Source organism: Alloalcanivorax dieselolei B5 (genome assembly GCF_000300005.1).
Taxonomy (GTDB): Bacteria; Pseudomonadota; Gammaproteobacteria; order Pseudomonadales; family Alcanivoracaceae; genus Alloalcanivorax; species Alloalcanivorax dieselolei.
This window is the reverse complement of sequence record NC_018691.1, coordinates 189,423-215,642: the sequence shown is the minus strand read 5'-3', so window position 1 is coordinate 215,642 and position 26,220 is coordinate 189,423. Positions and strand designations below refer to the sequence as shown.

Genomic DNA, 26,220 nt, shown 5'->3' with positions numbered 1-26,220 from the left:
CGCAACAGATGATTAATAGGGCTGCGGGAGTGTGATCGTGGGTAAGCGACTGTAATAACTACAAGGCAACATGCCCTAGAATCGGAAACTCACTCCTGCGGAAAAGATACTTTCCGTGGGCTCCAGTACCACTTCCATCCCCGGCACATCACTGTAGTCGAGATCCTCGTACCAGGTTTTGTACCATTCCAGCCGCCAATCCAAAGTGGATGAAGCCGGCAACACGACACCGATACCTGCGCGGGGACCTCCGTGGCGTTTCTCTTTGTTCCAGGCGTAACCCAAGGCAGGGTACCGTTCCGACAATTCAAACTCCGTTTCCTGCCAACCCAGGCGCAAGAAGACAGCACCGTCGCCAACCAGATCCCGTCCCATCAAAATGCCTGCACCGTAAGTGGTGCCCGCCTCCAATTCCCCCTTATAATCACCGTCTCTCAAATCCGCCTTGGCATTACTTACCCCAAGATTCGCTTCCACGGCAAAAAAACCACTAATACCACGCCACCCATAACCGATAAAAGCGCCACCGACAAAGCCGTCCGCATCCAAACCATCGATACTAACCTTGCCAACCCCTGGCTCTTCAAGGGTGAGTTCCGTATTGCTGTCCATCCAGCCCCCCTGAACACCGGCAAAGCCCCCTGTTTTAATTATATTTTTCGTCCATTTTATTTTCATGGTTTAGCTTCCTTTTTGGATAATATATAGATTCCCGTGAGCATCAGCAGCTCCCCATAGAGGGCGCTTTATAGCAGGAAAAGGGCAAGACTTGACCCCAAGCCTCGCCCTTACTGATCGATACCATGCTCTATTAAGGTGTAGGACTGCCCCACAGACTCCAAAACCATCTCTGAGGGAACCAGCGACACTCCGAGAGCACTTAGAAGAGGCCCCAGCAGCCCATTCAGAAGGTCACCAACCACATCAGACAATGGGGAAACAATCGAATTCAAAATCCCCCCCAAATTAATACCGAGCAGCCTCAACTCCAGGCTATCGAGCAAATCAGCCACTAGGTCACCTAGAGCTTCGTCTGTCCCGTCAAACTGAACAGACATCATGTTTCCATCCCGACCATAAAAACCGATATCGACATTATCGAAGCTATCTGTAATGCCCCCCCCCGGCCTTTCCTGAGGATCAAACCCTACGGTGACCAATTTCTCAACAACTTCAATTTTTGCGTCTACTCTGAGCAGGTCGGATGAGCCCGCCACATCAATAGCACTTACAACATTATTGGAGCCTGAAACGCAATCGGCTCCTGTCAGCGTTACCATAGCACTTGCCGCTTTAATTCCCAGATCAACATCGACTAATGTTAATGCACTTCCCAGTCCTACACGTGTCAAAATTCGAGCCGATATATTCGTACTTCTCGCGCTGGGCCATTCACCATCCTCATTTTTTCTGGCGGAAGACAGAATGAAGCCAGGAGCCGGCATTATATCCAACTCCAATTTTGTCTCTGCCAAACCAAGTGTGGATAGCAAATCGGAGATAACGGGAATTCCAAGCCCGTCATTTAAATCAATCTCAATTGGACTGGGCAGCGCATGATCCACATTCAAAATTATTGATGTAATAAGATCTAGAGTGGGCGCTTCTGAGCCCGGTGGAACCTCAGCCTCCGTGACACCTTGGATCACATCCTCCAACGACAAATTATTGCCTGCGGCTGAATCTATAAGGGCATCAAGAACGCCTGCTGCTGGAGCAGTCAAACCCTCGGTAGAATTCAGCACCGCTTCCAGCACTGTAGCCACATCTAAAGCATCAAGGACTGAGTCCACACCAAGATCCTGGACCAAACTGCCGACATCGGTCACGACACCCGCGAGATCATTCAGCCCCGTCACACTCAGAGAAAAGTCTGTTCCAAGAATCTCCCCAAATACCAGACCGAGAAGCTGGGATGAAGAGGGATCCAAAGTGGCAACACCACTATCAATTCGGACACCAGCTATCAGTTCCTTTCTGACAGAGGCTTCGGCAATCAATGGCTCACTCATGACAAAACCAAGCAACCCATCGACATCTTTTGATATAGACACCGAAACTCCGTTACTTCTATATCTATCCTCAACCTTACTAACTACGTATACCCGCCCTTCACCTACTTTGCGACTATCAACCGAAACCAACTCCGCATATCCAATATCGACATCTTCCACAGGAAAAGGAAGAGCGCTCATATTGGAAAGAGCTGTCTTAGCCTCTCCAGATAAATCAATGGATGAAGCCACATCGCCACAAGTCTGAACCTCATTGGCCAGCTCCGTCACTAAACTGTTTGCTACCGTTTGGAGCTTCCTTTTATCGTGATAAAGCCGGGATCCATCAATGACCAAAGCTCCCATCATGAAGATAAAAAACAAAGAAACCACCCAAGTAAGCGCGGTTCCGTTCTGTTTTCCGGGCAATGAACTCATCTGATTCATGATGGAGCCCTCTTGGCAGTGTCGCTGATCAATTACTATTTTTCTTCATCGAGTTAGCCTTCTCTTGAAGACTCTCCGGTATCTTGGACTTAAACGTGTCGCCAATCCGCCGCTGACTGTCCACGTACAGCTGAGCAGGAAGCTCGCTCTGTTGAGAAGCAGGTGACTTGCGTTGCTGCTCCAAAAGCCAGTCCGTCACGGTTTCGCGCTGGGGATTGGATACGCTGTTCGACAGCCCGAACTCATAACTTTTTTCCTGAGCTATTGCGGTAGACGACGCAATGCAAGTCAACACTATTAAAATAGACTTATTCATAATCAATCTCCGCAATCTGGAAGGCCAGACCTCTGGCATGATTCAACTCATCGTCCGTAAAGCGATATTGCTCCTGGAGATCCTTTATCCCCTGTTCATTCCCATCCAGCAAATAGGCAACCGCGAGATTCTGGCGGACTTTGCCCGTACCATTCTGAAGCTCCAGGGAGGTTCTGAGCTGGCGCTGGGCGGCGGTGTAATCTTTCGCCATAAGAAGGGCGTAGCCATAATCGTTTCTAACCGCGGCGGAAGCGGGCAGCTTGCGCACGGCCTTTTCCAGATTAGCCAGCGACTCGTCAAGGTTGCCTTGTTTCAATGCCACCATGCCAAGCCCGTGGTAAGACTCACCGCTATCGCATTCATCACGCATGATGTTGAATACACGTTTTGAGGTCGGCAGGTCTCCTGTCAACGCCAGAAGCTGCCCGTAACGTTGCCAGTACTCGACGTTGCTTTGAGCCGCCTTCTGAAGCTGGGCAAGGGCAGCATAGTTCCGCTCCCGTGCCATCAAGGTGTCCACCATCTCCAGCTCCACTCTCTGCTCAGGAGCGGGTTCAGAACCACATTTGATTTCTGGTTCAAAATTACCAATTCCATCACCGAGCGTAGTCGGCTGCTGATGGGCACAACCACCCAACGCCGCCATTACCCCGAATGCGAGACCCCATTGTGTCCATTTCATTATGATTACTCCTGCCTCATTCAGCGCGACAGCGCCTGTACGATATTCATGCCCGCCGGACCACCAATAATGATGAAGAGTGCCGGCAACATCAGCGCCATCATGATCACGGTCATCTTGGCCCCAAGTTTGTTCACCTGCTCTTTGACGCGACTTTTTTCAATTTCCTGTGCCTCGGTTACTACCTGTTCAATACTTTCGGTAATGCCGCCACCCAGAACTCCCGCCTGCTTCAGAAGACGAGTGAGGTTATGCAGCACGGGTATTTCCTTGCCTTCTCCGATATCATCCAACGCATCTCCTCGATCAGCGCCGCTGTCCATGAGACGGTTAAAACGGTCCAGGCGGTAAACCAGGGAAGGAATAAGAGGGCGTGCCTGCAGGGCGGCGATGCGGAACGCACGCTCGATGGAAAGCCCCGCTTCAAGCAGCATTCGCAGCACTTGAGCCAGCTCGATGGATTCCAGGTTCTGCTGATAGCAGGAGCGTTTGGCGAGCGCGCGAACGTAACGCCGGGACCCGATGAAACCGATGGCTCCGAGAGCCAAGGCACCGAATACGCCCCAAATAAGGCCGCCAATCACGGTCATTACGATGGGAATCAGCCAGCACACCAGCAGATAAGTGTTTTGTATATTGTTAGCCCCTCGCCCAGTGATCTTGAGTGCTGTATGGACCTCATTGAAATCCTGCCGGACGAATCCAATCCGGGTAAGGCGATGAGAGAGACCGGACAGAGCCAAGTTGCCCTGTTCTTCATCTCCTTTTTGCTGGTTGAGCCGCTCCAGAACATTGCGCCGCTGCTCCCATCGCCGGCTTTGGAATACAGCCAGCCATGCGGCAACAAAGGCCAGCACGATGGCCATAAATAAACTAGCCACGGCCCACCCCCTGCACCATTTTGAAAATGATGATTATACCCAATAAAATCAGCCCCCCTGACACCGCCAACATGATGTGCCCAGACTGTGTATCGAGAAGAACATCCCTGAAGCCCTTGTTCATGGCGATCAACGCCACACCTATGCCCGGCGGCAACACGGAGAAGGCGATAGCGGTGAAACGGGTCTCCGCCGTGGCGGCCATGAACTCGCGCCGCAACTCCTGTTGAGAACGCAAAGCCCGGGAGGTCTGCTTCAGGATCGGGCGAACCGCACTGCCGAAGCGGTTGGACGTCCGCAACGCCACGGCCACGAACACCAGAGGCGGGATCTGATACAGCTCGGCGAAATCATCCAGAAGATCGGTGTAATCACGGCCGGATTCCACCGCGCTGCGGATACGGAACGACAGAGCCTCATACACGGAAGGAGCATCTCGAAAACTGTCCACCATGGCCTGGTCCAAGGAGCGCCCGGCGTCGATGCCTCGAATGACGTTGTCGATCAGCCCCGGCAGGCTTTCAAAAATGACCCGGCGGCGCCGTTCGTAACGCACTTTCCATAGCACTGTGACAAGCAGGAGGGCAGCCACGGGCACTAACGGCAACCAGAACGGCCCCAGGAACACCAGCACCAACCCGATAGCAGCGAGAATTAGCAGAGCCCCCATCGTCAACGAGGACTGATCCAAGGACATACCAGCTTTAACCAGAAGACGCTGATAACGTCCGTTGGCGATGTGCGCTGTTTCCTCACTACCAGGTACTTCAGCATGGGCCTGCAAACGGCCCGCCACGTTCCGTTTAACCTGTTGCTTCTCGCGCAGAGCCACCCAAAGCAGTTGGGCTACGATCAGCACCACCGCAAGGATGGCGAGATTACGGGCGGCCCCAAGCAGAGCTTCAGCGGTCATAGTGCCCCCGATAGACATATTCCATGTGGTAGGGGTCATCCTCGCGAGGGTCAAGCGCGACCACTTCACTGATCATGCGGCGTCCATCCGGTAGCCGCACAAGCTGAATGATCATATCCAACGCCGAGCCAATAAGACGGGCAATCGCCTTTTCGCTGGCATCGTAGCCGCTTACCGCCAGCAAGGTCTCGATACGTACCAACGCTTCCCGAGTGCCGTTAGCATGGATAGTGCTCATGGAACCTTCATGGCCGGTGTTCATGGCCTGCAGCAGTTCGATGATTTCCCCTGAGCGCACCTCGCCGACGATAATTCGGTCTGGCCTCATCCGCAGAGCATTGATCACCAGTTCCCGGGCGGTAATCCGGCCACGACCTTCGGTATTGGCGGGGCGCGTCTCCAAACGCACCACATGGGGGTGGCTCAATACCAGTTCGGCTGAATCCTCAATGGTCAGGATCCGCTCATTCTTGGGAATGTACTGACTGATCAGATTGAGCATGGTGGTTTTACCGGTACCGGTACCACCGCTGACCAGAATATTCCGTCGCCCCTGAACCGCCGCCACCAGTACTTGCAGGCACTCCTCGGTCATTGACCCGGACTGAATCAGATCCTCGGCGGAAAGATGGTGCCGGTTGAACTTCCGAATGGATACGGAAGGCCCGTCCAGCGCCAGCGGGGGAATAATGGCATTGACGCGTGAGCCGTCCGGCAAGCGAGCATCCACCATGGGGCTGGCTTCATCCAGGCGACGCCCCAGCGGCGCCAGAATCCGGCGGACCACGCGGACGATGTGATCGTTATCAATGAAGCGGATCGCTGCCTTTTGCAAAACTCCTGCGATCTCAATAAAGACGCTTTGCGGGCCATTCACCAGAATATCGTTGATCCGAGCATCACGAAGCAGCGGTTCCAAGGGACCGAAGCCCATAACCTCATCAATCATGTCCCGGGCCAGTTGGTTCAGGTCCTGATTGGAAATCGGAATGCGTTGCTCCGCGATGTACTGATGCACCGCACGAGTGATGGCGTCTTCCACACGCTGACGGTTGGCGCCGCCCACTTCCACGCCATCTTCATCCAGCTTGTCCACCACCCTTTTGTGGGTGTGGGCTTTCAATCGCTGGTATTCGTCGTCAATTCGTCCCGCCACTCAGACACCTTCATCCTTAGTTTGGGCCTTAGCCGTTTTGCCTCAGGCTCTCTTAAGCCAGCCTTTACCGCTTTGGGCTTTGGTGTTTCCCATCAGTCGGGCCGACAGGGCCTTCACCGCCTTGCCATAGCCACTTTTCGGCGCACTCTCAAGGATTGGCTGGGCCAGGTTGATGGCCTCCAGCCGCTGTTTCCACTCCATCGGTAAAGTCGCCGCGATCTCGGCACCGACGCTATCTCCCAACTCATCCGCCTTGGGCGGCACCGCGGGTTCGTACCCATCGACGACAACCAGGATGTCCGTGTTGGAAGCCAAATAAGGCCGCCAGTCGGCAATATTGTCCCGGGCTGCTCTTACGACCGGCACCTCCTGGTTAGCCAGCAACAGCAGCTCCCGCACGTGCACGCCAATCACCCGAACCCAGGCGGACTGGCTGACCGCGCCCACATTCAAGACAATGTGATCAAACATGGTCATTAGCCGGGTCAGGGCGATAAACAGGTCGGCCCCCCGGTCACCGAGAAAGTCGCTTCCAGGCCCGCCCGCAAGCAGCCGCAAGCCTGGCCGGTACTCCTCCAGGGCCGTATCGATCAGGGTTTCATCGAGCGTATCCGGACTGGACAGAAGCTGCCCCAGGTCGAAATTATTCTTGCTGTCTGAATGGAAAACCGTATCGCCCCGGGCATCCATGTCGATCGCCAGAATCCTTTGCCCCGGCCTTTGCGCGGCCATGGATACCGCCAGATTCTGGGCAAAAAAGGCGCTGTCAATTTGTGGGGTTACCGCTGTCACCATAGTCAGATTACGGACCTTGGACTGCAGTTCTTCTCCCCAATGACTGGGCCTTACCAGTTGGTGACGGCGCAGCCGGTCACGCAGTTCAGCGCCGTCGCTGCCCACGATCACACAATCCCGCGCACCAGACCGCATGCATTGCAGTACGGTTTCCTGGTCGGCGATACGTGTTACGGCAATTACCGTTACCCAGGGGCGAGCATTACTCAGGGCGTTGATTACCGCCATGGATTGGGTGGCGTCACGATCGGTCATCTCCACCAGCGCTACGCTCGCGCCGGTAGCTTCAAGCATACGAAGCACACGCCCCAAGTCGCTGCGTGTCACTTTTTCCAAGCGGCCCAGGCCTTGAAGCGCCTGATCCAACCAGGCTTCCGTACCCGCGTCTTCCACTACCGCCAGCATGGTGCCGTCCATCACTCTCTCCTTACCAGCTCAGGCCGTGACGGATGGGCTGCGAGCCGCGGCGGGTTTCCGTCATCATATCCAGCCAGCCCGTACTGCTGTCGTGATAGCCCGCTCCCGGCAACGTGCCTGGAGGCATAGTGGATTTTTGTGGGGAAACCAAATGGGGTGTGACCACCATGACCAGCTCTTTATCTTCCCGTTCGATACGGCCGGAGCGGAAGAAAACACCCAGGATCGGTAGATTACCGAGACCGGGAATACGATCACTGTTGTTGACCGTGTTCCGGCTGACCAATCCACTGATAATAAAGGTTTCCCCGGGAGCCATGGAGACCGTGGTTTCGGAGCGGCGGACACGTAATCCAGGTACTGAGACACCGCCACTTTGAATAGCAGAGCCGAAGTCGAGCTCACTCACCTCAGGAGCAACTTTCAGAATAATCTGATTTCCATCGATGACTGTTGGGGTAAGGGCCAAGCCGACACCAAAGCTCTTGTATTCCACCTGAACACTGTCGTTTGTCCCTCTGGTAGGCACGGGGAATTCCCCACCCGAAAGAAAAGTTGCAGTCTGGCCGCTCAACGCAGTCAAGGAAGGTTCCGCCAACGTATATGCAAACCCGCCACTTTCCAGCGCATTAATGATGGTGGTGGAATTTCGACCTATTCGAAACAAGCTAAACCCATTTGCACCTGTTGCCGGAGAGGTGACACCCGCCTCGGTTCCGGCTCCATCAAAGATGTTCGAATACTGAAACCCAAAGGCATTCAGCTCACTACGGCTGACCTCAAGAATACGAATATCCGTTTGCACCTGGGTCCCAAAAGGCATCGCATTTCCAGCGGTGGCGGCCACCACGACCGTGCTTCTCAGCGGCTCGCTGCTTCCATTGAGCCATACGGAAAGCACTGAAGAGCCTTCTTTTTTGGCCGTCAAAAGCAGCTCCGTACTGGCACTAACGGAAACGGCGGCGGCTTCCGGGTCAGAGGTCGCCACTTTCGTTACCCGGCTAGGGAACACGAGCACGCGCTGATCCCCGGGGGCCAACCGCATCACCTTGTCCAGCGCGTCCTCATCCGCCCAGGAAGCCCGGGATACAGCCAGGAGCATGAACAAGACGCACGCCGCGAAAATACCGTATGCCCCCCCGGGGAAAATGCCGGGCGCGACGATGCTGGGGCTTTGTCGTTGTTTAATGTACATAGGTGCTCCTGGACGTAGATCCCTCATAAACTTCCACACGCTGGCCTCTCGAAGCCGGCGCTCGTCTTACCGGTTGTGCTTTTTTCTTTTCAGGAAACAGATCGCTGATCTTGATCATAAGCATGGGATCCTCGGAGATATCCTTTTCCCCCGCCCCCTCTACGCCGCCAGCCTCGACCTGCGCCACTTCCAGCTCATCCTGACCTTCCTGAGGTGCTTTCTTATGTTGAGATTCGCCCGCCAACGCCAGACGTAAATCTCCATTGCTATCTGCAAGGAACAGCTTGGGCAGCTCTTCTCTTGGAACCGCCAGGACGGCGGTGGCATTACGTCCACGGCGTTGTTGTTGCTCGGCTTCCGGGTCAGTCGGGGTGTCTTCCAGCTTCCCGTAGACCGCCATCACCTCAATACTGTTGAGGAGAACCATGGCGGTGGGTTGACTATCATCACCTCCACCGTTTTTGAAATGAGCAAGCACATCAACCAAGTCACCAGGTTGAAGCAGTCCCCCTGTAGCAACCACATCGTCAATGCCTATGGAAAACGCACGGAATCCCGCCGGTACGGCTCTTGCCAACCGATTGGAGGCCTGCAAGTGGGATTTCGAAAGAATTTCGCCTTCGCGGACATTGCGCCGCAGCAGTTTTCCCTTGACCGGCTTATCGGAAGGTACGGCTTCGGCTAAAGGTACTGAAACACCAACCTTGCGAAAGTCATCGTCACTAATGGTAGCCCCGATATTCAACTCACGGGAGGCCACCCAGTAGCTATGCTTGAGTGCCTCTTCGATTTGCTCTTCCGTAACCTGCATGACCACCCCGGGGGTAGACGTATCGGAAGATTCCGGCTCACGCGCCAGTCCGATGAAGGCCAGAATCACCGCCAACACACTGAGCAGTAACGCCGGCAACATGTATAGCCATCGAGCCCCCATACCTTCTCCTTGGGTTTGGCCGTGTTATTGAATTCAGCGAAGCAAAAGACACCCTTAGCCTCATTTCAAAAGACCACTTATTCTGCCCGCTCTATTATCTTTAACCGCTAGTAAGCAACTTTCGCCGTAGCCTGCAAACAATCCGGCATGGGTGGAAAACCGCCAAAGAAACCCAACTTTCCGAGTTCATTTGTAGCAGCGGCACCACCCTTTCCTGTGCAACCTCCATCCTTCATGGAGACATTAAGAGAGCAGACCACCATCTCTCCATCTACCACACAAGCATCGGTCACTGTTCCCATAAAGTCTGGAGCGAGTTCCTGAATGCTTCCATTAGCCAGCGCTTCGGCCTCTTCTTTCGGGCTATCAGTGGCACTTCGATCCAAGCGCATTACCGAAGCGGTAGACCGATCCACGGCAATCTGCATCCTGACTTGCCAGGAAAACAGAATGCCGTAGACACTCGCTGCATAGATCAGGCATATAACGAAAGGGAATAGAATTAGGAACTCTAAAGCAACGGCCCCTCCTTCTTTTCCCACCTTTCTATGCAGCACAGCCAGCGGTATGCGGCTATAAGCATTCACCCTAGGCGCTCGTCAATGCCGTTTGGATTTTGGTGAATACATCAGAGATAGTATCCCCTCCAAGCAAAGCAGCTCCTGCAGCAACGGCAATAACTATCACAGCTGCTAGCACAATATATTCCAACGCACTAGCCCCACGCTGGCGATTACTACGGGTTGGCATTTGGGTATAGAGACGCGCCATCAGGGATTGAGTGGCGGCATTAAAGGATCGGATCATTTTCATTTTAAGCGCTCCCTTGCGGTTTTTGATTGCCCCCCCAGATAGGGGCACCTTTCAGCTTCGATCGTAGGCGTGTTGTGACGTTCGTCACAAGTTCTACTTTGTGCATACTGCGTAAATACACGTAGCAATTTCAATCACTTACAAGCTTACCCTTAAGATGATCGGCCGGTGGCATGCGATAAGTGGTTTTGCTTAGCCCCCGATTCTCCTGGCACCTCCTCTTCTTTATTTTACATTTTGCGAATACGCACTGAGTTGTTTTGAGTGTGCAAAAACCTGACCCTGAAGGAAATAATGTCATTTTGTCATTATGAAAAAGTGCGCTCAGTCACATTTCCTATATGCGATATGTAAAATCATGCTGAGGCACAGATCACACAGGTGCAGGTGCCGTACAAAGCGTTACACAAGGTTGCATAAGAGTGGGGTTTTGATGGGGGGAAGGCGGGGCTTGGTTTCGACTTTATTCCCGGGCCATGAATAAACGGTGATATTTGGGGCTTCAACCTACTGGCGGGAAGGTTGGGGCGGGGCTTGCGCGAAGCTGCGGCAGGCTTCCTTGAGCACCAGAGTAGTCATGATAAAGCCCTTTTCGCGTATCGTTTGCAGATCTTGTCGTACTCCGCATGGGTGCGGAAGGGAAATGATGATCGTAGGCCGTTGGTGTTATACAGATACAGGAGATCCCCGAAAAAGATTCGCTTGCAGGGCAAGCTCCTACAGCAACAGCGGCTTTGTAGCTGGTTCCGCGGGAAAAACGGCAGCAATTGGCAGGCACAACAAAAGGCCCGGCGGCTTGTAGCCACCAGGCCTTTATTTGTTCGCCCCGTGCCAGGCTGGGGAAGCGTTACTTGATCTTCGCTTCCTTGTACATCACGTGCTTGCGTACCACCGGATCAAACTTTTTGGTTTCCATCTTTTCCGGATGGAGACGCTTGTTTTTGGTGGTGGTATAGAAATGACCGGTGCCTTCAGAGGACACCAGACGAATTTTTTCACGAACCGGACCGGCCATGGGTCAGCTCCTTAAACTCGAATGCCGCGGGCACGGATATCGGTCAGTACTGAGTCGATACCCTTCTTATCGATGATGCGCATGCCTTTGGAGGATACGCGCAGACGCACAAAGCGCTTTTCACTTTCCACCCAGAAGCGGTGGTAGTGCAAATTCGGTTCGAACCGACGCTTGGTCTTGATGTTCGAGTGGGACACGTTGTGGCCCGTTACCGGGCGCTTGCCGGTCACCTGGCAAACCTTGGACATGATCTTGCTCCCGTGATGATCACATAGGGGCGGGGCAGCCCCGGAATAAGGCCGCGTTTTATACCAGACCCCGCCCCGGGGATCAAGCAGAAAGCGTCGATGGCGGTGTCACTAGACACCCGATTCGCCAGCCGGGCTGGCTCCTACAACCAGCCGAGGCGGCCCAGGGACTGCCACTGGTTGTCGCCGATCACCAGGTGGTCCAGCAAGCGGACATCCACCAGGTTCAGGGCGTCGCTGAGGCGGCGGGTGACATCGCGGTCCGCGCGGCTGGGTTCGGCGATGCCCGAGGGGTGATTGTGCCCGACGATGATGCTGGACGCATTGTGGTCCAGCGCCCGCCGCACCACTTCCCTGGGGTAGACGGCGGCAGCGTCCACGGTACCACGGAACAGCTTCTCGAAGCCCAGCATGCGGTTCTTGTTGTCCATGAACAGCACCGCGAACACTTCACTGGGCTCCCCGCGCAGCTCCGACATGAACATGCGCGCGGCCGGCTCCGGTTCGCTGAGGGTCACTTCCTTTTTCAGCTCCAGGGCCACATAACGTTTTCCCAGTTCCACCGACGCCAGCAACTGGGTCAGACGGGTGCCCCCCAGCCCCCGCATACGCCGCATGCGCTCCGGAGGCAGATCCAGCAGCGCCCGCAAATCACCGGCCTCATTCAGCAGATTCCGCCCCAGGTCCACCGCGGAACAGCCCCGCACGCCGGTACGCAACAGCACCGCCAGCAGCTCCGCGTCACTCAGTGCCGCCGCGCCCCGCTGCAGCAGCTTTTCCCGCGGGCGTTCGTTTTCCGGCCAGTCCGTTATTGCCATTGGATATCCTCCGTGATGATGGTTTAGTGCCCTGCCAGCCGACGCCAATCGCAGCCCTCTGGCCCGTTTGTCACCGCCAGGCATTGGGCATACACTGCGAAAGCGTCCACCCCAAACTACTGTACGGAAATACAGTATGCAACGTTTGATTAGTAAGCGAATTCTTCTCGGCGTCACCGGCGGTATCGCCGCTTACAAGGCGGCGGATCTGGTCCGCCGCCTGCAGGACGCCGGCGCCGAGGTGCGCGTGGTGATGACCCAGGGTGCCTGTGAATTCATCACACCGCTGACCATGCAGGCGCTGTCCGGACAACCGGTGCACACCGATCTTCTCGACCCCCGCGCCGAGGCGGCGATGGGGCATATCGAACTGGCGCGCTGGGCCGACCTGATCCTGATCGCCCCGGCCTCCGCCAATTTCCTCGCCCGCCTGGCCCACGGCCATGGCAACGACCTGCTGAGCACACTGTGCCTGGCCACCGGCGCACCGATCGCCATCGCCCCGGCCATGAATCAGCAGATGTGGGCGGACACCGCCACGCAGAAGAATCAGCTGATCCTGCAGGAAAAGGGCATTCACATCTTCGGCCCCGGCTCCGGCAACCAGGCCTGTGGTGAAGTGGGCCCGGGCCGTATGCTGGAGCCGGAAGAGATCATCCAGCAGGCCGCGGATATCTTTCATTACGATCTGCTCACCGGCAGGCATGTGGTGATCACCGCCGGCCCCACCCGCGAGCCGATCGACCCGGTGCGTTATCTGACCAACAAAAGCTCCGGCAAGATGGGCTTCGCCCTGGCGGAAGCGGCGGCGGAAGCGGGGGCCCGAGTCACGCTGATCGCCGGCCCGGTGGCCTTGCCGACCCCGGAGCGGGTGCAACGCATCGATGTGGTGCGCGCCCAGGATATGTACCAGACCAGCATGGACGTGGTGGAGCAGGGTTGCGATGTGTTCATCGCCACCGCCGCCGTGGCGGATTACCGGCCGACGGTGACCGCGGACCACAAGATCAAGAAGTCCACCGAGGAGATTCACCTGACCCTGGTGAAGAACCCGGACATCATCGCCGCGGTGGCCAGCCACGACAAACGTCCCTTCACCGTGGGCTTCGCCGCGGAAACCCAGGATGTGATCAGCTACGCCCAGGGCAAGCTGACCAACAAGAAGCTGGATATGATCGCCACCAACGATGTGTCCGGCAGCAACGTGGGTTTCAACAGCGACAATAACGCCCTGACCGTGATCTGGCCCGGCGGCCACAAGGTGCTGCCGCTGGCGTCCAAGCGACAGATCGCCAAGCAATTGATCGAGCTGATCGCGATACGGTACAAGGACTGACAGTTTCGTCATCAACCCGGGATAACACATGAACCTGCAATATCGAGTGCTCGACCCGCGTCTGGGCGACACCATCCCCTTGCCTCATTACGCCACCGAGGGCTCCGCCGGCCTGGATCTGCGCGCCATGCTGGACAAAGCCATCACCCTGGCGCCGGGCGATTCCACTTTGCTGCCCACCGGTTTGTCGATTCACATCGCCGATCCCGGTTACGCCGGCCTGGTGCTGCCGCGCTCCGGGCTGGGGCACAAGCACGGCATCGTGCTGGGTAATCTGGTGGGGCTGATCGACTCCGATTACCAGGGCGAATTGATGGTGTCCTGCTGGAACCGGGGGCAAAACGCTTTCACCCTGGAGCCTGGTGAGCGAGTGGCTCAGTTGGTGATCGTGCCGGTGCAGCAGGTGGTCTGGCAGCAGGTCGAGCAGTTCACAGAAAGCCAACGGGGTAGCGGCGGTTTCGGCCACAGTGGCCGACAATAACATCCGCACCTGCCCGTCCCGCGCATGACATCATTCCAATGCGGGCCGGGCGCGAACGCCGGCGGTGGGGGCCGCCAGCGTTGTTGCTTGAACATCGTCGTTCAAGTGTACAAAAAGGGGGGACACCATGTTCAACAGCAAGGCCGACGGCGCCGACGCGCGCCCATCGCGGCCCTTCGTTCTGTTCGCTTTACTGGTGGGGCTGGCGCTCGCCGCCGTCCAGGCCGTTTATTTCCATCAGCAGATCCAGCAACGGCAATGGCAAACCGCGCAAGCCGATGCGCAGGGCCTGGCCCGGGAATGGGCACGTGACCTGTGGAACCGGGCACAACGGCTCGAGGACAGACTGACCCGCCTGCCCGGCGAAGTGCCGGTCCAGCGCGCGCTGGCGCAAGCGCAAGTCTCCGATGCCGACTGGTTTCGCGACGGCCGCTTACGCATCGTGCCGGATATCGCCGCCACCGACGCGCTCAGTTTCACCGAACAGGATCTGCTGCAACGGCTTCATGAAGGGAGCGGGCGTGCTCCGCTGGTGATCGGACGCGGCGGCGAGTCTCCGGCGCTACTGGCGGGACGGGCGGTGTCCGGCGGCGCCCTGATCATCCAGCAGGATCTCTCGCCCTGGATGCGCCAGCTCGATCAGCGCCTGCCCCGGGGCGGCCAGGTGCGCCTGATCCAGGACGACGTCACCCTGGCCCGACGCGGCCAGTCCGCTAGCCTTCATGGCATCGCTCTTCATGGCACAAATATGGCTTCCGGAGAAGCCACCCAGGGCACCTTCACGGTACGGCTGGATATGCCACCGCCGCCGCCTCCGCTAAGCGCCTGGATTTTGCCCGGTGGCCTGGGTCTCGGCCTGATCCTGTTGTCATTGGTGCTGCCCAGGCTGATGACACGGCGCCCGGAGCAGCCGGAACCGATGACGCAGGGCAGCGCTCCCAAACCGCAACGCCGCGAGCCGGCCCCGCCCAAACCGGCGGCGCCAGCGGTCACTCAACCGCCGCTGCCGGACGATGTGTTCAGCGGCGACGGCCTTGTTCTCAAGGCGGATCCCGAGCTCCTGGCGCGCCTGGGCAGCGCCTTCGCCGCTCTGGCCCGGGACAGGCACGCTCCGGCCCTGTGCCTGGCCAGCGACGATTCGGAGGGCGCCGACGCGGTGCTCGACGCGCTGCGCGGCGGCATCCTGGTGGAAGGCCTGAAAACCCGGGACCAGGCGCCCTGCGCCGAGCCTCTGTGGCGGCACGGGCTGGAAACCGGCGCCCTCCGCGAAGGTCTGTACGTCCACAAACACGGCGATCGCTGGCGGCTGATCCCGGTGCTGGACGGGCAGGAACCAGGCCAGGATGATCTCGACACCCTGCGCCGCTACAGTGCCGGCACCGTGGCCGCTGCCTCGCGGCGGGCCGATCCCGAGCCGGCGCCCTTCGACGCTTACCGGCGCCAGCTTCATGACGATATCGTTCTGGCCCGGCCTCTACGGCTGGCACTGCACGCCCCTGCGCTGCTGGCGCCGCTGGCGCACGCTCTGTTCGATGGCCTGGGCTGCGCGGTGGTGCCGGCCAAGACCGCCGATGCCCTGCGCCGCGTGGTGACGGAACAGAACGCGGATGTCGGTATCCTGCTGGATCAGCGTGGCAATACGCTGGCGCTGGTGGATCACCAGGGCGAGGAAGTGGCCTCTGATCGGGTGCTGATGCTGCTGGCCCGGGACCTATTGAGCCGTCACCCCGGCGCCGACGTTTTATTTGACGTAAAATGCAGCCGCGCTTTGCCCTCGCTGATTCGCAAACAGGGCGGGCGCCCGGTATTGTGCGCCGCCGACCCGCGCCATATCGCCGCGGAGCGCCTGCGTTTGGGGGCGCCGCTGGCGGGCGAATGGTCCGGCCGGGTGTTTTGCGCGGATCGCTGGTTCGGTTTCGCGGACGGTTTCTATGCGGCGGCCCGGGTGCTGGAGATCCTCAGCATGCAGGAGAGCGACAGCGCCACCGTGTTCGCCGGCCTCGTCACCGGGCGCAGCACCCCGCTACTGCGGCTGCCGGTCCCCGGCGATCAGGGGCGGGCGCTGGTTTCGGCGCTGCGCGCGGACGGCCGCTTTCCCGGTGGACGCGCCGCCACCGTGGACGGCCTGCGGGTGGAATTTCCCGATGGGTGGGGCGTGGTGAGGCTTTGCCCCTTACAATCGGTGCTGGAAATGCGCTTCGAGGGTCGCGACACGGCGGCCCTGGAACGGGTCAAGGATCTGTTCCGTGATCAGCTCCGGGCGGTGTCCCCCGACCTGGCGCTGCCCTTTTGACGTTTTGGCTGGAGAATGACATGGATACCAAGAGCGCCCAGGAAACCGCGCGCGTTCTGATCGAGGCTCTGCCCTATATTCAGCGTTTTTCCGGAACCACCGTGGTGATCAAGTACGGTGGCAACGCCATGGAAAACGACGAACTGAAGAACAGCTTCGCCCGCGACGTGGTGATGATGAAGCAGGTGGGTATCCATCCGGTGATCGTCCACGGCGGTGGCCCGCAGATCGGCGATCTGCTCAACCGTCTCGGCAAGGAAAGCAAGTTCGTCCAGGGCATGCGCGTCACCGATCAGGAGACCATGGACGTGGTGCAGATGGTGCTCGGCGGCCTGGTCAACAAGGACATCGTCAATCTGATCCAGCACAACGGCGGCCAGGCCATCGGCCTCACCGGCAAGGACGGCCGGCTGATCCGCGCCCGTAAAATGCTGCTGCGGAACGAGGACGCCGACAACCCGGAGCTGCAAGCCTCCGAAATCATCGACATCGGTCACGTGGGGGAGGTGCAGGGCATCGACACCCGCATTCTTGCGCTGCTGTCCGGCAGTGACTTCATTCCGGTGATCGCGCCCATCGGCGTGGATGACGAGGGTGTCAGCTACAACATCAATGCCGACCTGGTGGCCGGCAAGGTGGCCGAGGTGCTGCGCGCCGAGAAGCTGATCCTGCTGACCAACGTGGCCGGGCTCAAGGACAAGAACGATCGTATTTTGACCGGTCTGAACGCGGACCGGGTCAATACGTTGATCAAGGACGGAACCATCTACGGCGGCATGCTGCCGAAGATTCGCTGCGCCCTGGAAGCCGTGGAGAATGGGGTGCACACCTCGCACATCATCGATGGACGGGTGCCTCACGCGGTGCTGCTGGAAATTCTCACCGATCAGGGCATCGGCACGCTCATCAGCCGCGATTGATGCGCCGGAACGGCGCTTTGTTATTGGCTCCAATTGGGGTGGAGCACACCGGCCCGGCGGCGGTATCGCCGGGCCGGCTCACATAAAACGGGTAACCAGGATATGACCGACAAGAAGCCTTCTCGCAAGGAGCAAATCCTGCAAACACTGGCCTACATGCTGGAAGCGGAGCCGGGGGGCCGGGTGACCACATCCGGGCTGGCCCGGGAAGTGGGGGTGTCCGAGTCCGCGCTGTATCGCCATTTTCCCAGCAAGGCACGCATGCTCGAGGCGCTGATTGAGTTCATCGAGGACTCGGTGTTCTCGCGCATCAACCGCATCATCTCCGAAGGGGATGCCCTGCAACAGGTGGAACAGATTCTGACGCTGATTCTGGCCTTCACCGAGCGCAATCCGGGCATTACCCGGCTGCTCACCGGCGACGCCCTGACCGGCGAGAATGAGCGGCTGCGCCAGCGTATCCAGCAGTTCTACGATCGGGTGGAAAGCCAGTTGAAACAGGTGGTCCGCGACGCCGAATTCCGCGAAGGCAAACGCACCCGCGCCACTCCGGGCATCACCGCCAATCTGCTGTTGTCCGTGGTGGAGGGGCGTATCGCCCAGTTCGTGCGCTCCGGCTTCCGCGCCCGTCCCGCCGAGGACTGGCATGAGCAATGGGCGCTGATCGCGCCGATGATCTTTCGTGCGGACGGGGAAGCGCTTTAAAAGGCAGTTGACAGTTAACAGTGGACAGTTGACAGCGACAGAACTAAACAGCCTGATCTTTAGCCGCTGTAGGAGCTTGCCTGCAAGCGAATGGGCTCTGGCATCAAAAGATTCGCTTGCAGGCAAGCTCCTACAGCTGCGAAAAACAGGCGTGGTTATTGCGCTTCCAGCTCTCGCAGGCGCTGGATGATGGGGGTGAATTCCTCCCGCACCCGCGCCATGTCCTGCTGGTATTCTTCCATTTTCTCGCGGTTCTCGCGAGCCTGGCGGCCGTAACGTTCAATGGCATCGCGCACGCTGGCAGGCACTTCCCGGCCAGCCCGTTCGGCCCGGGCGGCCTTGCGGATTTCTTCGTCCTGCTTGCCATTCAGTTGCTGGATGGCATTTTTAGCGTAGTCGATATTGAGCTGCAGCGCCTGAAGCTGCCGGTCGCGGGCCCGTTCGGCGTCCCCCGGCCCGGCGTAGAGGCGGCGCAATTCACCGTCGCGCTGCGCCTGAGCCTTGGCCTGTTGCTGACGGGCCTGTTCCTTGCGGCGGCGGGCCTGCTCCTCCGGCGGTGCCGGCGCCACCGTTTCCAGCACCCGGCCATGCTGGTCGAGCACCTGGTAACCGGCGTGAATGGCCGCTTCGGTGAGGGTGGCGCTGATCGCCATGGCGCCGTCCGCGGACTGGTAACGGTACAGCCGCTGTTCCACTTGCCCGGTCTTGTTCGCCGCCATGCCGACGGCGCTCAACACACTCAACAACACACCCAGCAGCAGTACCGTTGCTCTCACGACTCGCTCACCCCATAGCGTACCCGGTAGGCGTCCATGGCGGCCCGTTCCGCTTCCCGGTCCGGCTGCTGATCCAGCCAGCCGATGATGTCTTCCATGGAAACGATACTGCGCACCGGCACGCCCAGGCTGTCCTGCACTTCCTGGATCGCGGATTTTGCCTTGCCGTCATCCGTAGCGGCCCCTTGACCCTGCTCCTGGCGATCCAGCGCCACGAACACCCCGGCGATGGAGGCATCGGTCTGCGCGAACAGCGCCGCCACTTCACGAATGGCGGTGCCGGCGGTAATCACATCATCGATGATCAGCGCCCGACCATTGAGGGGGGCTCCCACCAGCCAACCGCCTTCGCCGTGGTCTTTGACCTCCTTGCGGTTGAAGGCCCAGGGATAATCCAGACCATGATGCTCGGCCAGCGCCACCGCCACCGAGGACACCAGCGGAATCCCCTTGTAGGCCGGGCCGAACAACATATCGAATTCGATACCCGACTCGACGATGGCATCAGCGTAATGACGTCCCAGACGCGCCAGCGCCTCCCCGGTATGGAAAGTGCCGGCGTTAAAGAAGTAAGGACTTATACGCCCTGATTTGAGCGTGAATTCGCCGAACTTGAGCGCCTGACGCTGCTCGGCGAAACGCAAAAAATGCTTTTTGTAGTTTTTCATCATGTCACCAGGCGCTTACCAGCCCAGGGCCTCCTGCTGCTTGCGCACGATGTCCTGAATGCCCTTCTCCGCCAGGCCCAACAGGGTATCGGACTGTTCACGGGTGAACGGCACCCCCTCCGCGGTCCCCTGAATCTCCACGAAGCCCCCATGCTGGGTCATCACCACGTTCATATCGGTATCGGCGTTGGAATCCTCCGGATAGTCCAGATCCAGCACCGGCTCATTGTTGTACATGCCCACGGATACGGACGCAATCAACCCGTTCAAGGGATCTTCCTTTATGCGCTTCCTTTCCAGCAAAACCGAGAAGGCGTCCACAAGCGCGACACAGGCCCCGGAGATGGAAGCGGTGCGGGTGCCGCCGTCAGCCTGCAGCACATCGCAGTCCAGATAGACGGTATTTTCGCCCAGCTTGCGCAGATCCACGGCGGCACGCAGGGAGCGGCCGATCAGGCGCTGGATTTCCAGGGTACGCCCGCCCTGCTTGCCGCGGGCCGCCTCCCGGCCGGAACGGGTGTGGGTGGCGCGGGGCAGCATGCCGTACTCGGCGGTGATCCAGCCCTGGCCCTTGCCTTTGAGGAAGCGCGGGACGCCGTCTTCCACGGAGGCGGTGCAGAGCACCTGGGTATCACCGAACGCCACCAGGACGCTACCCTCGGCATGCTTGGTGTAATGGCGCGTAAAAGACACTTCACGCATTTGGTCGGGCGCGCGGCCGGAGGGACGCATGGTAGCTCCTTAGGTTCTGATAATGGTATGGGAGGCCTCCATTGTAACGAACCCGCCGGCCCCATTGCGAGGCGCATCGCCGCCGATCGTCCCGAATCCCGGCGAGTGGAGACAGGAATCGAGAGATCACTACAAGGCCGCTGTAGGAGCTAGCCCTGCTGGCGAAGAGGGTGGCACCATCAAGGATTCGCCAGCAGGGCTAGCTCCTACAGTAGCTTCGTCGCTGGACCACAACTGTCGAACAGCAATGGTACACTGACCGCACACGCAATGGCCGAGAACCCCGTATGATCCGCAGCATGACCGCTTTCGCCCGCACCGACGGGCACCTCGACGGCGTCGACCTCGCCTGGGAAATCCGCTCGGTAAACCACCGCTACCTGGAAATCTCCCCACGCCTGCCCGAAACCCTGCGCACTCTGGAGGGAGCGGTGCGTGAGCGCTGCCGTAATCGTCTGACCCGGGGCAAACTGGACGTTACCCTGCGCTACCAGGAAGACGAAGCGGATCCCAATCTGGAACTCAACGAAGCGCTGGTGAAACGGATCTCCGAAGCAGCCCGCCGGGTAGGCGATCTGGTCATGCACCCCGGGCAAATCGACCCCTTGGAAGTACTGCGCTTCCCCGGCGTGTTGAAAACCACCCGGGTGGACCCGGAAGCCCTGCAAAGCAAAGCCGTGGCGTTGCTCGACGAAGCCCTGGACAGCCTCCTGGCCACCCGCGAACGGGAAGGGGAGCAGCTGGCCAAGCTGGTGCTTGACCGTCTGACACTGATCGGCGAACAGGTTGTCATTGTCCGCGCGGCCCTGCCTCGCATCCGCGACCACCTGCGCGAACGGCTGCGGCAACGGGTCGAGGACGTGCTGGAAACCGCCGACAACGACCGTCTGGAACAGGAAGTGGTGCTGGCCGCCCAGAAAATGGATGTGGACGAGGAACTGGACCGCCTGGAGGCCCATGTAAAAGAAGTCCGCCGGGTGGTGGAGAAGGGCGGCCAGGCCGGTCGTCGTCTGGATTTCCTGATGCAGGAACTCAATCGCGAAGCCAACACCCTGGCGTCAAAATCCATCGACGCCGAGACCACCACGGCGGCGGTCGAACTGAAGGTATTGATCGAACAAATGCGGGAGCAGATCCAGAATATTGAGTAAAGTCCGCAGGCACCTGACCGGCTAGGAGCTCCTGCCTAGAACGAACTGAGCATCAAGCGTATTCAAGAGTTCATAGGTGGTGATGTAGGGGACATCAAATGCGCGGCACACATTGGGAATCTTTACTTTGCTGCTGTTGTCCGGAACAGGCGCCTCGTGAGTAACCACCGTGGCGCCGCTGGCACAAGCGGTTGCCACCAACCAAGGGTCAGCATTTCCCAGAAAGTCCGCGATATGCTCCGCCTTTTTATCCTCCAGACCAGAGACGTATTCCGCAACACTCCCGAACTGATCCTGGATGTCTTCCGAAGAGACAGGCAGGAAGTGCGCCTTTCTCATCTTTACCCACTCGGTTAATTCATCATTCTGCACGGTCAACTCATGGTAGACCGAGCTGATACTGGCTAACTGACCGGCTTGAAACTGCTCGTCCAACCAATGCCAATATGCCGGGCAAAAGCTCATTTGGTAATGCAGATTCTTGGCCTGAATATAGGTATTCGCATCCAGCAGATACATTAAACCCCCAATTCCCTTGCGTACTTCGCTAATTGAGAGGGCTTCAGACCCAATAGCCGTGCGGCATCACGAAACAGCACTCGACCGCTCAAAGCCTCGCTCAAAAGAGCCTTGGAAAAAGTCTGACTAATCTTCCCCTTCCGTGTTTGGTAGTAACTCATCGGGATACTTTCTTTTTCCCTGTTTCGGTACTCCTCCTGGAGTTCTCGAACATAGCGGTGATACTCATCGGCGCTGATCTTGTTCAGCGTGAGGGCTCGACGCGCCAACACCCAGGTGCTGACGCGGAAGTGGGCCTCAAGGTCAGGCAGGTTTTGGCGCCAGTTATCCAGATCCCGCCATTGCCGCTCGAACTCTTCCGCCGGCACTAGAAATTCCGCCGCTACGGCGTTGCAGAATACCTCTTCACCGCGCTTAGTAGCAGGGCTGGCGTCGGATATGCCGGTCTGGCCGATCCAGACATGGGCCAGTTCGTGGATGAGGGTAAACAGCCGGGCTTTGGGTGCGTCGGCCTGGTTGATGAAAATCACCGGGGCCAGGGGATCGGCGATCGCAAAGCCCCGGAACTCTTGTACGGACAATGGTCGCGTATGATGGCCAACGAAACTTTCTCGCATAACGAGGACACCGGCCTCCTCAATCCTCTGGACCAGTAGCCTGAAATAGTCTTCCCAAGTGCCCCGAGTCTGGAGCGGCGGTACCTGCAAGGCCCCCCGCATGTCCTCAACCACAGCCCGCACCCCGGACTGGGTCGTGAAATGGCCAACCCGCTCGTTCCGCTCCGCCCCTTGATCCCGGAGGTATTCCGCGTACCACTCCTGTCGGCGCAAGACGATTTGCACCATTTCGATCAGTTCCGCGGAAGGCCTGACCGGCCTTTGACTACCAACCGTTCGAAGGTCTGGCAGCGGGAGCTCTTCAACCGGCGGACGCTTCAGGTACAAATATCCAAACGGGACGTGGGTCTTGGCCGCATACTGCTGAGCCTGACGGAAGGTGAGTCGCTTTTCCCCACTTTCCCAGGCCTCTACTTTCTTCTCGTTTACCCCGAGCTTGCCGGCCAACACGGATATGCTGAGCTGGGCCCGTTCGCGAGCCCAGCCCAGGATATCCGGATTAATTTTGGCGTAAGTGGTTGCCATAATTAGATATTTCTCAGGGCATCAAGGGGAACCAGGAACAGTCTAAACCCGGGAAGTCATAGTGCCAATATGGCCCTCGGTTACCCGCCATAACGAAGGCGTATGAGCCCCCTGCATCGGTTGCCTGAGAACTATCGCCCCGCACATCCATAACCGGCATAGGCGGTGGCGTGCTCCTGGAATGGATGAGGGCTGAAGGTCACGTCATAGAAAGACGCCAGCGCCCACTCGCCAGCATCGTCTTGAGAAAAGACCAGTTCTTACTGTGATCATCCTGATTGCAGGTGAACTGGTTGAATATGGCCCGCCTTTTGCGGGTGACTCACCCAGTCAAACCGTTTCATCCCAAGCCAGCCGCAGGCTCCGCTCTGGTTCGGTGGATCAAACAGCCGCCACTGCGGCTGCGGCCCCAGTTTTCCGGCCAGATGCAGATAAGCGGCTTCACAAAGTCCTTCCTCATGACCCAACGGCAGGTTGCGCGATGTAAATCTGACCAGCCAAGCCTCATCCCCGGTTTGTGCAACCGTGTAACAGCGATCAGGTGCATCGGGGGACAGGAGTTGCAACGTACGCGTTACGTCAACTTGCGAACTGGCTTAAAGCTCACTGTTCAATACCTCATCAATGCTGGAGGGCATTCCGGACTCTCCAGGAGAATGGCGGGTTAACGCATACAGGCGGCGCAGATCATCCAGGCTCTGCCAGAGAAGCAGCAGCTGCCGGAACGAGATCTGCCCGGTGAGTTCGAATTTCTTGATGGTGGATGCCGGCACTCCGCTCCGCTCGGCCAGGGCATCGCGAGACAGCTTGGCCTGCTTGCGCAAACGCCGCAGGTGAGCAGCAAACGCTTGCTGCACATCAATGTCATCAAGAAGAGAGGTCATTTTACACCAGAATAGACACCATGATGTCTAGTTATGACCAAAACAAGCATAAATAGATACCATAATGGCCAAAATAGACCTCATTGGACTGCGGACAATACCGCTCAACCAAACCTTTCAGGCAGGAACAGAATCAGATCCGGCAGGCCCATCAACAGCAACAGCACCAGGGCGTCCATCATCAAGAACCAGAACACGCCCTTGAAGATAGCGCTGGTGGATACCAGGTCACCGACCACGCTCTTTATCACGAAGATGTTCATGCCCACCGGCGGCGTCACCATGCCCACTTCCAACAGCTTGGTCAGCACCACGCCGAACCAGATCAGACTGAGGCCGGCGCTGTCGATAATCGGCAGGACGATGGGCAAGGTCAGCAGCATGGCGCCGATGGGCTCCAGAAACATGCCCAGCAACAGATAAACGCAGACGATGATCAACAGGATCGCCACGGTATCGGCACCGGCGTCCAGTACCAGCGAGGACAGGTAATCGCCGGCGCCGGACAAGGACAAAAAGCGCGTCAGCAGACTGGCGCCCATGGCGATGATCAGCAGGGTGCCGGTGGTCAGCAGGGTTTCCTGTATTGCCGCGCGAAACCGGCTCCAGGTCAGGGTACGTTTGCACAGCGCCACGATACAGGACAGCGCGGCACCGACCGCACCAGCCTCCGTGGGCGTGAACAACCCGGCGAACATGCCGCCGAAGATACCCATCATGATCAGCATGATCGGCCAGATATCCCACAGCGCCGCCATTCTCTCTTTCAGTGACACGCGCGAATCGGTACGCGGCGCCAGCGACGGATCCAGTTTCACCCGTATCATCACCACCGCGATGTAACCCGCCACGGTAATCAGGCCGGCGGCGATCCCGCCCAGAAACAGCTTGCTGATCGATTGCTGGGCGATGATGCCGTAAAGAATCATGATGATGGACGGCGGCAGCAGAGCGCCGACGGTACCGGCGATGGAAACAGTACTGGTCGCCAGCCCCGGATTGTATTTTTGGTCAATCATCTCCGGCACGGCAACGCGCCCCATGGCGGCGGAGCAGGCCACGGAGGAGCCACACACCGCGGCGAAACCGGTGGTGCCGAAAATCGAGGCCACCGCCAACCCGCCCGGCACCGAGGACAACCACAGGCGCGCGGCTCGGAACAATCCCTGGGTCAGTTGGGCATGGAAGCAAACGTAGCCCAGTAGAAGAAACATCGGCACCGAACTGAGCACCCAGTTGGCGGAGAACTGATAGGGAATCAGTCCCAACGACCCCCAGGCGATTCCCCAGCCCATCAAGTACCACAACCCGCCGAACGAAACCCCGATAAGCGCAATGCCCACCGGCATTCGCAGGGCGATCAGAGCGAACAGCACCACCAGGCCACCGAGGCCGATCTGGACTTCGGTCATACCGATTCTCCCTTGGCGCGGGTAGCATTCGGCCGCGGCACTTCATCAGCGTCCCGGTGCTGCCCGGAAGAAGCCAGCCCCGATTCGCCGCCCGTGACATAGACCACGAACTTGTAGACCAGCATCAGCACCATAAGCCCCAGCCCAATGGGCAGAACGAAGTAGCCCGGCCAGATGATGATGGAGGTGCCGCCTTCCACCAACGCCGTTCCCATTTCAAAGCGGGTCACGGCTTCCAGCCAGGTTTTCACCGTCATGAAGCCGAGAATGATCGCGGACAGCAGGATCAGCCAATGGGCCAGATGGAACTGGATCCGCTGCGGCAGCCGTTCGGTAACCACCTCCACACTGATGTGGGCGCCCAGCTTTTCCGCGTAAGCCAAAGGCAGAAAGGCGGCAACGATCATATAGTAATTGGACACGTAGGTGATGGTGCCGGGAATGGGTGTTGAAAACAGATAGCGCAACACCACGTCCAGGCTGATGTGGATCATCATCAAGGCAATGGCGAGCCCGCCCACCAGCGTGGTCATATCCGTTACCCGGGAAAGGTAACGCCCCAACCGATACATAGTCT

The 26,220-nt window shown here is 58.4% G+C and carries 30 protein-coding genes; 6 read left to right on the top strand and 24 right to left on the bottom strand.

Annotation, left to right across the window (positions count from 1 at the left end; translation table 11 throughout):
• Nucleotides 1-75: 75 nt before the first annotated feature.
• The 15 genes from B5T_RS01010 to radC form a co-directional block, all read right to left on the bottom strand.
• Nucleotides 76-678 (bottom strand): outer membrane protein, encoded by a 603-nt coding sequence (locus B5T_RS01010; protein ID WP_014992572.1) that lies wholly within the window; start codon nt 676-678, stop codon nt 76-78.
• 110 nt (nt 679-788) lie between these two features.
• The gene (locus B5T_RS01005) at nt 789-2,441 is read right to left on the bottom strand and encodes a pilus assembly protein TadG-related protein (protein ID WP_081586806.1); all 1,653 of its coding nucleotides are present in this window, start codon (nt 2,439-2,441) and stop codon (nt 789-791) included.
• A gap of 28 nt (nt 2,442-2,469) precedes the next feature.
• Nucleotides 2,470-2,757 (bottom strand): hypothetical protein, encoded by a 288-nt coding sequence (locus B5T_RS01000; RefSeq protein WP_014992570.1) that lies wholly within the window; start codon nt 2,755-2,757, stop codon nt 2,470-2,472.
• Nucleotides 2,750-3,439, bottom strand: a complete 690-nt coding sequence (locus B5T_RS00995; protein WP_014992569.1) for a tetratricopeptide repeat protein — start codon at nt 3,437-3,439, stop codon at nt 2,750-2,752. The genes B5T_RS01000 and B5T_RS00995 overlap by 8 nt, the downstream gene beginning before the upstream one ends.
• A 20-nt stretch (nt 3,440-3,459) precedes the next feature.
• Nucleotides 3,460-4,320 (bottom strand): type II secretion system F family protein, encoded by an 861-nt coding sequence (locus B5T_RS00990; RefSeq protein WP_041716630.1) that lies wholly within the window; start codon nt 4,318-4,320, stop codon nt 3,460-3,462.
• Complete coding sequence (locus B5T_RS00985; protein WP_014992567.1) at nt 4,313-5,233, bottom strand: type II secretion system F family protein; 921 nt, start codon at nt 5,231-5,233, stop codon at nt 4,313-4,315. Before B5T_RS00985 ends, B5T_RS00990 begins: the two co-directional genes overlap by 8 nt.
• On the bottom strand, nt 5,223-6,389 hold the full coding sequence (locus tag B5T_RS00980; protein ID WP_014992566.1) for a CpaF family protein: 1,167 nt from the start codon (nt 6,387-6,389) through the stop codon (nt 5,223-5,225). The genes B5T_RS00985 and B5T_RS00980 overlap by 11 nt, the downstream gene beginning before the upstream one ends.
• Nucleotides 6,390-6,431: 42 nt before the next feature.
• Nucleotides 6,432-7,601 (bottom strand): AAA family ATPase, encoded by a 1,170-nt coding sequence (locus B5T_RS00975; protein ID WP_014992565.1) that lies wholly within the window; start codon nt 7,599-7,601, stop codon nt 6,432-6,434.
• Between the two features lie 10 nt (nt 7,602-7,611).
• The gene (locus tag B5T_RS00970; RefSeq protein ID WP_051015425.1) at nt 7,612-8,796 is read right to left on the bottom strand and encodes a type II and III secretion system protein family protein; all 1,185 of its coding nucleotides are present in this window, start codon (nt 8,794-8,796) and stop codon (nt 7,612-7,614) included.
• Nucleotides 8,786-9,730 (bottom strand): Flp pilus assembly protein CpaB, encoded by a 945-nt coding sequence (gene cpaB / locus B5T_RS00965; RefSeq protein WP_041716628.1) that lies wholly within the window; start codon nt 9,728-9,730, stop codon nt 8,786-8,788. Before cpaB ends, B5T_RS00970 begins: the two co-directional genes overlap by 11 nt.
• A gap of 107 nt (nt 9,731-9,837) precedes the next feature.
• A complete protein-coding gene (locus tag B5T_RS00960) occupies nt 9,838-10,317 on the bottom strand; it encodes a TadE/TadG family type IV pilus assembly protein (protein ID WP_014992562.1) in 480 nt (159 codons plus the stop codon).
• A gap of 1 nt (nt 10,318) precedes the next feature.
• Complete coding sequence (locus B5T_RS00955) at nt 10,319-10,543, bottom strand: hypothetical protein (RefSeq protein WP_041716625.1); 225 nt, start codon at nt 10,541-10,543, stop codon at nt 10,319-10,321.
• Between the two features lie 847 nt (nt 10,544-11,390).
• Nucleotides 11,391-11,558 (bottom strand): 50S ribosomal protein L33, encoded by a 168-nt coding sequence (rpmG, locus tag B5T_RS00950; protein WP_014992561.1) that lies wholly within the window; start codon nt 11,556-11,558, stop codon nt 11,391-11,393.
• Between the two features lie 11 nt (nt 11,559-11,569).
• On the bottom strand, nt 11,570-11,806 hold the full coding sequence (gene rpmB, locus B5T_RS00945; RefSeq protein ID WP_014992560.1) for a 50S ribosomal protein L28: 237 nt from the start codon (nt 11,804-11,806) through the stop codon (nt 11,570-11,572).
• 143 nt (nt 11,807-11,949) lie between these two features.
• A complete protein-coding gene (radC, locus tag B5T_RS00940; RefSeq protein ID WP_014992559.1) occupies nt 11,950-12,624 on the bottom strand; it encodes a RadC family protein in 675 nt (224 codons plus the stop codon).
• A gap of 136 nt (nt 12,625-12,760) precedes the next feature.
• On the opposite strand from radC, the gene coaBC reads away from it, so the two are divergent.
• The 5 genes from coaBC to slmA all read left to right on the top strand — a co-directional run bounded on the left by coaBC (nt 12,761) and on the right by slmA (nt 18,359).
• Nucleotides 12,761-13,960, top strand: a complete 1,200-nt coding sequence (gene coaBC, locus B5T_RS00935) for a bifunctional phosphopantothenoylcysteine decarboxylase/phosphopantothenate--cysteine ligase CoaBC (RefSeq protein WP_014992558.1) — start codon at nt 12,761-12,763, stop codon at nt 13,958-13,960.
• A 28-nt stretch (nt 13,961-13,988) separates the two neighbouring features.
• Nucleotides 13,989-14,441, top strand: coding sequence for a dUTP diphosphatase (gene dut, locus B5T_RS00930; protein ID WP_014992557.1), 453 nt, complete (start codon nt 13,989-13,991; stop codon nt 14,439-14,441).
• A 127-nt stretch (nt 14,442-14,568) separates the two neighbouring features.
• Nucleotides 14,569-16,734, top strand: coding sequence for a phosphohexomutase domain-containing protein (locus B5T_RS00925; protein WP_014992556.1), 2,166 nt, complete (start codon nt 14,569-14,571; stop codon nt 16,732-16,734).
• A gap of 20 nt (nt 16,735-16,754) precedes the next feature.
• On the top strand, nt 16,755-17,654 hold the full coding sequence (gene argB, locus B5T_RS00920; protein ID WP_014992555.1) for an acetylglutamate kinase: 900 nt from the start codon (nt 16,755-16,757) through the stop codon (nt 17,652-17,654).
• Between the two features lie 102 nt (nt 17,655-17,756).
• Nucleotides 17,757-18,359 carry a nucleoid occlusion factor SlmA gene (gene slmA, locus B5T_RS00915; protein WP_014992554.1) on the top strand — a complete coding sequence of 201 codons (603 nt, stop codon included), beginning with the start codon at nt 17,757-17,759 and terminating at the stop codon, nt 18,357-18,359.
• A gap of 155 nt (nt 18,360-18,514) precedes the next feature.
• On the opposite strand, the gene B5T_RS00910 is transcribed toward slmA, so the two are convergent.
• Genes B5T_RS00910 through rph form a run of 3 tightly spaced genes read right to left on the bottom strand, consistent with a single transcriptional unit; the run spans nt 18,515 to nt 20,535 of the window.
• Nucleotides 18,515-19,135 carry a hypothetical protein gene (locus B5T_RS00910; protein ID WP_014992553.1) on the bottom strand — a complete coding sequence of 207 codons (621 nt, stop codon included), beginning with the start codon at nt 19,133-19,135 and terminating at the stop codon, nt 18,515-18,517.
• Complete coding sequence (pyrE, locus tag B5T_RS00905; protein ID WP_041717208.1) at nt 19,132-19,803, bottom strand: orotate phosphoribosyltransferase; 672 nt, start codon at nt 19,801-19,803, stop codon at nt 19,132-19,134. Before pyrE ends, B5T_RS00910 begins: the two co-directional genes overlap by 4 nt.
• Nucleotides 19,804-19,818: 15 nt before the next feature.
• Nucleotides 19,819-20,535, bottom strand: coding sequence for a ribonuclease PH (gene rph / locus B5T_RS00900; protein ID WP_014992551.1), 717 nt, complete (start codon nt 20,533-20,535; stop codon nt 19,819-19,821).
• A gap of 287 nt (nt 20,536-20,822) precedes the next feature.
• Here rph and B5T_RS00895 point away from each other — a divergent pair, with 287 nt between their 5' ends.
• Nucleotides 20,823-21,686, top strand: a complete 864-nt coding sequence (locus tag B5T_RS00895) for a YicC/YloC family endoribonuclease (protein WP_014992550.1) — start codon at nt 20,823-20,825, stop codon at nt 21,684-21,686.
• A gap of 21 nt (nt 21,687-21,707) precedes the next feature.
• Here B5T_RS00895 and B5T_RS00890 read toward each other — a convergent pair whose 3' ends face one another.
• The 6 genes from B5T_RS00890 to B5T_RS00870 all read right to left on the bottom strand — a co-directional run bounded on the left by B5T_RS00890 (nt 21,708) and on the right by B5T_RS00870 (nt 26,215).
• A complete protein-coding gene (locus B5T_RS00890; RefSeq protein WP_014992549.1) occupies nt 21,708-22,205 on the bottom strand; it encodes a DUF4411 family protein in 498 nt (165 codons plus the stop codon).
• Complete coding sequence (locus B5T_RS00885; protein ID WP_014992548.1) at nt 22,205-23,347, bottom strand: XRE family transcriptional regulator; 1,143 nt, start codon at nt 23,345-23,347, stop codon at nt 22,205-22,207. Before B5T_RS00885 ends, B5T_RS00890 begins: the two co-directional genes overlap by 1 nt.
• A 199-nt stretch (nt 23,348-23,546) precedes the next feature.
• Nucleotides 23,547-23,648 carry a HipA domain-containing protein gene (locus B5T_RS23880; RefSeq protein WP_229682974.1) on the bottom strand — a complete coding sequence of 34 codons (102 nt, stop codon included), beginning with the start codon at nt 23,646-23,648 and terminating at the stop codon, nt 23,547-23,549.
• A gap of 295 nt (nt 23,649-23,943) precedes the next feature.
• Nucleotides 23,944-24,231: a helix-turn-helix domain-containing protein gene (locus tag B5T_RS00880; protein WP_014992546.1), complete on the bottom strand. Its 288-nt coding sequence runs from the start codon at nt 24,229-24,231 to the stop codon at nt 23,944-23,946.
• A gap of 104 nt (nt 24,232-24,335) precedes the next feature.
• A complete protein-coding gene (locus B5T_RS00875; protein WP_014992545.1) occupies nt 24,336-25,643 on the bottom strand; it encodes a TRAP transporter large permease in 1,308 nt (435 codons plus the stop codon).
• Nucleotides 25,640-26,215 (bottom strand): TRAP transporter small permease, encoded by a 576-nt coding sequence (locus B5T_RS00870; RefSeq protein ID WP_014992544.1) that lies wholly within the window; start codon nt 26,213-26,215, stop codon nt 25,640-25,642. Before B5T_RS00870 ends, B5T_RS00875 begins: the two co-directional genes overlap by 4 nt.
• Between the last annotated feature and the right edge of the window lie 5 nt (nt 26,216-26,220).

Excerpts from the sequence above, each read along its gene's own strand:
- B5T_RS00880 (WP_014992546.1), bottom strand. The coding sequence starts at position 24,231 with ATGACCTCTCTTCTTGATGACATTGATGTGCAGCAAGCGTTTGCTGCT.
- B5T_RS00895 (WP_014992550.1), top strand. The coding sequence starts at position 20,823 with ATGATCCGCAGCATGACCGCTTTCGCCCGCACCGACGGGCACCTCGAC.
- B5T_RS00975 (WP_014992565.1), bottom strand. The coding sequence starts at position 7,601 with ATGGACGGCACCATGCTGGCGGTAGTGGAAGACGCGGGTACGGAAGCC.
- B5T_RS00955 (WP_041716625.1), bottom strand. The coding sequence starts at position 10,543 with ATGAAAATGATCCGATCCTTTAATGCCGCCACTCAATCCCTGATGGCG.
- B5T_RS00875 (WP_014992545.1), bottom strand. The coding sequence starts at position 25,643 with ATGACCGAAGTCCAGATCGGCCTCGGTGGCCTGGTGGTGCTGTTCGCT.
- B5T_RS01005 (WP_081586806.1), bottom strand. The coding sequence starts at position 2,441 with ATGAATCAGATGAGTTCATTGCCCGGAAAACAGAACGGAACCGCGCTT.
- rpmB (WP_014992560.1), bottom strand. The coding sequence starts at position 11,806 with ATGTCCAAGGTTTGCCAGGTGACCGGCAAGCGCCCGGTAACGGGCCAC.
- coaBC (WP_014992558.1), top strand. The coding sequence starts at position 12,761 with ATGCAACGTTTGATTAGTAAGCGAATTCTTCTCGGCGTCACCGGCGGT.
- B5T_RS00890 (WP_014992549.1), bottom strand. The coding sequence starts at position 22,205 with ATGTATCTGCTGGATGCGAATACCTATATTCAGGCCAAGAATCTGCAT.
- dut (WP_014992557.1), top strand. The coding sequence starts at position 13,989 with ATGAACCTGCAATATCGAGTGCTCGACCCGCGTCTGGGCGACACCATC.
- argB (WP_014992555.1), top strand. The coding sequence starts at position 16,755 with ATGGATACCAAGAGCGCCCAGGAAACCGCGCGCGTTCTGATCGAGGCT.
- B5T_RS00925 (WP_014992556.1), top strand. The coding sequence starts at position 14,569 with ATGTTCAACAGCAAGGCCGACGGCGCCGACGCGCGCCCATCGCGGCCC.
- B5T_RS01000 (WP_014992570.1), bottom strand. The coding sequence starts at position 2,757 with ATGAATAAGTCTATTTTAATAGTGTTGACTTGCATTGCGTCGTCTACC.
- cpaB (WP_041716628.1), bottom strand. The coding sequence starts at position 9,730 with ATGGGGGCTCGATGGCTATACATGTTGCCGGCGTTACTGCTCAGTGTG.
- B5T_RS00885 (WP_014992548.1), bottom strand. The coding sequence starts at position 23,347 with ATGGCAACCACTTACGCCAAAATTAATCCGGATATCCTGGGCTGGGCT.
- slmA (WP_014992554.1), top strand. The coding sequence starts at position 17,757 with ATGACCGACAAGAAGCCTTCTCGCAAGGAGCAAATCCTGCAAACACTG.
- pyrE (WP_041717208.1), bottom strand. The coding sequence starts at position 19,803 with ATGAAAAACTACAAAAAGCATTTTTTGCGTTTCGCCGAGCAGCGTCAG.
- rpmG (WP_014992561.1), bottom strand. The coding sequence starts at position 11,558 with ATGGCCGGTCCGGTTCGTGAAAAAATTCGTCTGGTGTCCTCTGAAGGC.
- B5T_RS00985 (WP_014992567.1), bottom strand. The coding sequence starts at position 5,233 with ATGACCGCTGAAGCTCTGCTTGGGGCCGCCCGTAATCTCGCCATCCTT.
- B5T_RS00870 (WP_014992544.1), bottom strand. The coding sequence starts at position 26,215 with ATGTATCGGTTGGGGCGTTACCTTTCCCGGGTAACGGATATGACCACG.
- B5T_RS00995 (WP_014992569.1), bottom strand. The coding sequence starts at position 3,439 with ATGAAATGGACACAATGGGGTCTCGCATTCGGGGTAATGGCGGCGTTG.
- B5T_RS01010 (WP_014992572.1), bottom strand. The coding sequence starts at position 678 with ATGAAAATAAAATGGACGAAAAATATAATTAAAACAGGGGGCTTTGCC.
- radC (WP_014992559.1), bottom strand. The coding sequence starts at position 12,624 with ATGGCAATAACGGACTGGCCGGAAAACGAACGCCCGCGGGAAAAGCTG.
- rph (WP_014992551.1), bottom strand. The coding sequence starts at position 20,535 with ATGCGTCCCTCCGGCCGCGCGCCCGACCAAATGCGTGAAGTGTCTTTT.
- B5T_RS00970 (WP_051015425.1), bottom strand. The coding sequence starts at position 8,796 with ATGTACATTAAACAACGACAAAGCCCCAGCATCGTCGCGCCCGGCATT.